This is a genomic window from Streptomyces sp. NPDC058964 (genome assembly GCF_042741275.1).
Classification (GTDB): domain Bacteria; phylum Actinomycetota; class Actinomycetes; order Streptomycetales; family Streptomycetaceae; genus Streptomyces.
The window spans coordinates 1-6,246 of record NZ_JBHYKH010000170.1 but is presented as its reverse complement, the minus strand read 5'-3'; the positions used below and the strand labels follow the sequence as shown (position 1 = coordinate 6,246).

The window sequence follows — 6,246 nt, the reverse complement described above, 5'->3', positions numbered from 1 at the left end:
GCGTGGAGACGTGTTCGAGACGCGGGTGCGGCTGCCCCGCGAGATCGGCACCTGGCCGGCCGTCCGGACCCGGCGGGACGGCGACCGGGAGATCGACGTCTTCGAGGCCACCCGGACAACCCGGACCTGCTGGAACTCACCAGCCGTGTGCGCGAGTCCAGCCGCTGCTTCCAGGGCCCCGCGGTACGCCCCGGAGCCTGGGTCGATCCGCGTGTCGAGTTCGGCTCCCGCTCCGTCGTGTGGTGGGTCAACGGCACACGGGTCTTCGCGGACCGCCGCGGGGGAGCAGGCGAGCACGACCGCGGACGGTCATGGGGGCAGAGCGCCTGACGCACGCTCGGGACCTGTCGGTCCAGCGCCGGGCGCCGTCAGGGACGTGAGAGCTCCCGGGAGGCGAGGGTCTAGAGGGTCCGGGCGACGAGGAGGGCGACGTCGTCGTGGTCGTCGGGGTTGCGCAGGCCGTACAGGAGGAGGTCGCAGGTCTCCTCCAGGGGCCGGTGCGGTTCGTCGAGGAAGCTCAGGAGGACGTTCAGGCGGTCGTCGATCGGATGGTGCCGGGTCTCGACGAGACCGTCGGTGTACAGGACCAGAAGGTCGCCGGAGCCGAGGTCCGCCGTCGTGGTCTCGAAGGGGACACCACCGACCCCGAGCGGAGCTCCGGCCGGCAGATCGAGCAGCGCGGGAGTGCGGCCAGGGCCGGCGAGCGCGGGCGGCATGTGTCCGGCGTTGGCGAGGTGACACTCCCTCGTGTGGGGGTCGTACACGGCGTACAGACAGGTGACGATGTAGTGCTCCAGATCGCAGGTGATCTTGTCCAGGTGCTGGAGCACCGCGCTGGGCGGGAGGTCCAGGTCCGCGTAGGCGCAGGTGGCGGTGCGCAGCCGGCCCATGGTGGCGGCGGCGTCGATGCCGTTGCCCATCACGTCTCCGACGACCAGGGCCGTGCGGCCGTCGGCCAGGGGGATGACGTCGTACCAGTCGCCGCCGACCTCGCTGGTCGACAGGGCGGGCTGGTAGCGGGAGGCCAGTTCCAGGCCGGTGTGGTGCGGCGGGTGGTCCGGCAGCAGGCTGCGCTGAAGGGTGAGGGCGGTGTTGCGCACGCTCTGGAACCAGCGGGCGTTGTCGATCGACATGGCGGCGCGGCTGGCCAGCTCGCTGGCGAGGACCACGTCGTCCTGGTCGAACGGGATCGGATTGACGGTGCGCTTGAGGTCCAGCGCGCCGAGGACCTCGCCGTGTGCGATCAGCGGAACCGCGAGGTAGGAATGGACCCCGGCCCGGGCCAGGAGCTCGGCGGCCTCGGCGTCGCGGGCGATGCGGCGCAGATCGTCGGCGCCCACGTGGCGCACCAGCACCGGTCTGCCGGAGTGGACGCACAGCGTGACCAGACGGTCCCCGTCGTAGGCGGTGAGATCGCCGGGCCGGTCGGCGGCCTGCAGGGCCACGGTGGGGCGGGCCGCCTTCAGGGCCAGTGCGCGGAAGAGCTCCGCCCCGTTGTCGGGCTTGCGGTTGTTGCGGCACGCCAGGGCGGAGTCGAGGATGTCGACCGCGACCACGTCGGCCAGCTCGGGGATCGCGATGTCGGCCAGTTCGTGGGCGGTCTGTTCCACTTCCAGGCTGGTGCCGACGCGGGTGGAGGCGTCGGCGATGAGGGCCAGGCGCCGCCGGGCCCGGTCGGCCTCGGTGGCCGCCCGGTGCCGCTCGGTGACGTCCACGACCGAGGTGGCCGCGCCCAGGATCCGGCCTCCGGGGTCCTCCAGCCGGTAGAAGGAGAGCGACCAGGCGTGATCGCGGTCGGGGTCGGACGGCGGTCTGCCGACGTGGTACTGGTCGAGCAGCGGGGTCCCGGTGGTGAGCACCTGACGCAGGGCGGACTCGATGGTGTCGACGTCGGAGAAGGGCAGGGTCTCCCGCAGATGGCGGCCGATGTGATCCTCGGCGGGTATCCCGTCGATGCGCTCGAGCGCCGGGTTGACCAGGAGATAGCGCAGCTCGGGGTCCATCAGGGCCAGACCGATCGGGGACTGGTTGATCAGCTGCTCGCACAGGGCCAGATCGGTCTCCACCCGCTGGAGCAGGGTGTGGTCGGCGGCGATGCCGAGGGCGTAGACGTCGCCGACGTCGTCCAGCAGCCGCATGTTGCGGAACTCCATCACGCGGGTGCTGCCGTCCTTGTGCCGGACGGGGAAGGCGCCGGCCCAGCTCCGGCCGGTCGCCAGCACCTCCGCGAACAGACTCATGACGGACTGGAGGTGCTCGGGGCGGATCAGCAGTCGCGCCGCCTCCTTGCCCAGGGCCTCCGTCGCGGTGTAGCCGAAGAGCTCCTCGGCCTGCGGGGTCCAGAAGACGATGCGCCCCTCGGCGTTCAGGACCACCGCGGCGACACTCAGCACGTCCAGCAGACCGGTCGGCCGGACCGCCTCGTGGCCCGACATGTCACTGCTGGAGTGGAAGGATTCGGCTGTCATCCCAGATCCTCCTCGACCGGTCGGCGGTCCGTGCCGACAGTGCCGCACGCCAGGTCCCGGCTCCCGGTACTTCCATGCTGCCTCCAGCCGCGCCGCTTGCATAACGGCAGCGTGTCGGCATGTCCAGGTCATGCGGTCGGGGTAGCGGCGGGGCGGCAGACGCACCGCCGCCGACCGGTGACCGCCCGTCGTCGTGACCTCGATCCGCCGCTCCCGGACGGGCTCGAAGTCCGACGGAAGGGCCCATGACCCGGTGACCTCGTGATGCGGGGCCGGCACACCGCTCCGTCGTCGGTGGCGAACCTTCCGCAGGGCGTGCCCGTACCGCTCGGCACGAGCGGCGCAGCGGCCACGGTTCCGGGTGCCCGCTGGTCCTCCTCGTCGGAGACACAGGTCGGCACCGCGAACGGCAGGACCAGGCCGTAGGCGACCGACCTGTCAACTCGGCCACGGCACGGCCGTATCCGAAACCGTGGTCGAGGACGCGCGGTCCGGCTCACCCCCGCCGGCCAGTTGAGGTCGGCCGGGCCCGTTCGTACCGGCCGTCGTCTCACATACGGCGACGGCAGACCTCGGCCCGGTCGGCCCCGGCCGGTGTTTCCGGCGGCCCCGCGTCCGCCCCCGGCCCCCTCGTGCCGGACCGTGCGGATCGGGCGGACAAGCAGGAACATAGTCGTGTAGAGGATGGGATCAATGGAATCTGCGCGAAACGGTTCCGACGCGCCCTCGTCCGCAGGGCCGCTCGATCTTTTCGACGCGTCCACCGACGCCGCGGCGGTGGTCGACGCGGAGGGGGTCGTGGTCGGCTGGACGCGGGGCGCCGAAGCACTGCTCGGATATCCGGCTTCTGAGGTCGTCGGCCGTTCCGCCGCCCGTCTGCTGGCGATGCCGGGGGACCCGGCGCGCGTGGCGGGCGTCGTGGAGCGGTGCCGCTCCGGCATGGGGTGGAGCGGTCTGGTCCCCGTACGGTGCCGCGACGGTGCCGGGGTCGACGTCGACCTGCGGGTCTCCGCCTCCTTCCGGATCGGCACCGACGAGTGCTTCCTGCTCTCGGCATGGGAGCGGAGGCGGCGGTGGACGGTCGGTGAGTCGGTCTTCGACGGCTTCCTGACCCGCTCACCGGTCGGCATGGCGGTGCTGGATCCGCAGCTGCGCTACATGTGGCTGAACGAGACCCTGGAACGCTTCGGCGGTGTGCCGCGTGAGCAGCGGCTCGGACACCGGCTGAGCGAGCTGCTGCCGGGGCTGCAGGCGGAGACGATCGAAGCGTTGATGCGCGAGGTGCTGGCGACCGGGGAACCGGTGACCGACTACGAGTACCTCGGGTGGAGTTGGGCCGATCCCCGACGCCAACACGCCTACTCCACCTCGTTCTTCCCCCTGCTGGACGCCGACAACTCCGTCACCGGGATCTGCTACATGGTCCAGGACGTCACCGAGCGGTGGTACGCGCGCCGGCTGCTGTCGATGGTCAATGAGGCCGGTACCAGCATCGGCAGGACCCTGGACGTGATGCGCACGGCCCAGGAACTGGCCGACTTCGCCGTGCCCCGCTTCGCGGACTTCGTCATCGTCGACCTCCTGGAATCGGTGCTCAGCACCGAGGGGCACGGCACCTGGCTCACCGACGCGGGCCCGGCCCACGTCAAGCCCGTGATGCGCCGGGCCGGCATGAGTTCGGCGAGAGAGGGCTGTCCGGAGGCCGTGGCTCGGATCGGGGACAGGGTGGACTTCCTGCCCCCGCCGCACGGAGTGGACCTGCTCATCAACGGCGAACCGATCCTCATCCCGGTCCTCGACCCGGCCGACGAACTGTGGGTCGCCGAACAGCCCGCCAGGACGGAGAGCATCCGCAAGTTCGGACTGCACTCGCTCATCTCCGTGCCGATGCGGGCGCGCAACACAATCCTGGGCCTCACCACGTTCGCGCGGTCGCTCAACCCCGTCTCGTTCCAGCCCGACGACGCCCTGCTGGCCCGGGAACTGGTGGCGCGGGCGGCACTGTGCGTCGACAACGCCCGGCGCTACACCCGGGAACACACGGCGGCGGTCACCCTTCAGCGCAGTCTGCTGCCGCAGGCCCTGAGCGGCGGTACGGCGCTGGAGGTTGCCTCCTGGTACCTGCCGGCCGACGCCTCCGGCGGGGTGGGTGGCGACTGGTTCGACGTGATCCCGCTGTCCGGAGCCCGGGTGGGCCTCGTCGTCGGCGACGTGGTCGGTCACGGCATCGACGCGGCGGCGACCATGGGCCGGCTGCGCACCGCGGTCCAGACCCTCGCCGACATGGAGATGCCGCCCGACGAACTGCTGGCCCACCTCGACGACCTCGTACTCCGGCTGAGCGAGGAGGAGGCGGGCGGTGAGGCGGCCGGGCGCGGCGCTACCACCTTCCTCGGGGCGACCTGCCTGTACGCCGTCTACGACCCGGTCACCAGGCGGTGTGCGATGGCCCGTGCCGGACATCCCCCGCCCGTGGTCGTCGAGCCCGACGGGCGCGTCCACTTCCCCGAACTGCCCGCGGGGCCACCGCTCGGGCTGGGCGGGCTGGGGTTCGAGGCCACCGAGATCGAGCTCGCCGAGAACAGCCTGCTGGGTCTCTACACCGACGGCCTCATCGAGGGGGGCGACCGCGACATGGAGTCCGGCATGTCCCGGCTCGCCGAGGTGCTGTCGCGCTCCGATTCCGACCTCGGCGCCCTGTGCATGTCCGCGGTCGAACAACTCGTGGCAGGCCCGCAACCCGACGACGTCGCCCTTCTCCTGACGCGCACCCACGCCCTGGGGGCCGACCACGTCGTCTCGTGGGAGGTGCCCGTGGACCCGGCCGCGGTCGCCGAGATCCGCGCCGCCGCGACCCGTCAGGTGGAGGCCTGGGGCTTCGGGGAACTGGCGATGACCACCGAGCTCATCGTGAGCGAACTCGTCACCAACGCGATTCGCTACGCGACACCGCCCATCCGGCTGCGGCTGCTCCGCGACTCCCGGCTGACCTGTGAGGTCGCCGACGCCAGCAGCACCGCCCCGCGGCTCAGGCACGCCCGGAGCACGGACGAGGGCGGCCGGGGCCTCTTCCTCGTGGCGCAGCTCTCCCATCGCTGGGGTGCCCGGTACACGGCCGGAGGGAAGGTCATCTGGGCCGAACAGGAGATCCCGTAGCCGGGACGGCACTCCGGCGACCGCACCCCACGGCGGCTTTAGCATCTCTTTGCAACCCGGCTCACCGCTGCCTCGTCTCTGCGCTCGATCCGTAACACAGTCCCCCCGGGTACCGGGCGGACCGACGAGAGAGAGCCACTCAATGCGCCGAACTGTCCCCAGCATCCTGGCCCTTGCGTGCACCGCCGTACTGGCCGGCGCCGTGCCCGCGTTCGCCGACGGGGCGACCCCGGTCCCCTCCGCCGCCCCCACCCGGGCGCCGAGTGCCGAGCCGAGCGTGGTGCCCAGCGCCGAACCCACCCGGGTGCCCAGCGCCGAACCGACCAGGGCCCCGGCCCCGAGCCAGGTCTCCGTCGTGCCAAGTGGTGCGCCCGACACGGGAGTGGCGGCGGCGTCCTCGGGCTCGGGTTCCGAGGGCGGCTCGATCGCCGGTGGCGCCGCGGCGGCGCTCGTCGCGGGCGGCGGTGCGGTACTGGTCGTGCGCCGCCGGCGGGCGACCGGGGCGTGACCCCGCTCCCGAGGCGCGCGTTCGCCGCCGCGGCGACGGCCTCGCTGCTGGTCGGGTGCGGCGGTCCCGCGAGCCCCCGGGCGGCGACGGCGCGCTCCACCGGCACGCCACCGC

General features: G+C 72.3%; 3 protein-coding genes and 1 pseudogene. 3 read left to right on the top strand and 1 reads right to left on the bottom strand.

All coding sequences use genetic code 11. The features are described from left to right. Window positions 1–330: pseudogene (locus tag ACFW2E_RS21595) on the top strand (hypothetical protein); the annotation flags it as partial. 71 nt (window positions 331–401) lie between these two features. Here ACFW2E_RS21595 and ACFW2E_RS21590 read toward each other — a convergent pair. Further along, window positions 402–2,468 carry a SpoIIE family protein phosphatase gene (locus ACFW2E_RS21590; RefSeq protein WP_384468689.1) on the bottom strand — a complete coding sequence of 689 codons (2,067 nt, stop codon included), beginning with the start codon at window positions 2,466–2,468 and terminating at the stop codon, window positions 402–404. Window positions 2,469–3,161: 693 nt separating this feature from the next. Between ACFW2E_RS21590 and ACFW2E_RS21585 the strand changes: the two genes are divergently transcribed. Together ACFW2E_RS21585 and ACFW2E_RS21580 are read left to right on the top strand one after the other, a co-directional pair. Beyond that, window positions 3,162–5,624 carry a SpoIIE family protein phosphatase gene (locus ACFW2E_RS21585; protein WP_384468688.1) on the top strand — a complete coding sequence of 821 codons (2,463 nt, stop codon included), beginning with the start codon at window positions 3,162–3,164 and terminating at the stop codon, window positions 5,622–5,624. Between the two features lie 142 nt (window positions 5,625–5,766). Further along, window positions 5,767–6,132 (top strand): sortase-dependent protein, encoded by a 366-nt coding sequence (locus ACFW2E_RS21580; RefSeq protein ID WP_384468687.1) that lies wholly within the window; start codon window positions 5,767–5,769, stop codon window positions 6,130–6,132. The last annotated feature ends 114 nt before the right edge of the window (window positions 6,133–6,246 follow it).

Bases quoted from the DNA above. Each gene is read 5' to 3' on its own strand.
- ACFW2E_RS21590 (WP_384468689.1), bottom strand. From the start codon at position 2,468: ATGACAGCCGAATCCTTCCACTCCAGCAGTGACATGTCGGGCCACGAG.
- ACFW2E_RS21585 (WP_384468688.1), top strand. From the start codon at position 3,162: ATGGAATCTGCGCGAAACGGTTCCGACGCGCCCTCGTCCGCAGGGCCG.
- ACFW2E_RS21580 (WP_384468687.1), top strand. From the start codon at position 5,767: ATGCGCCGAACTGTCCCCAGCATCCTGGCCCTTGCGTGCACCGCCGTA.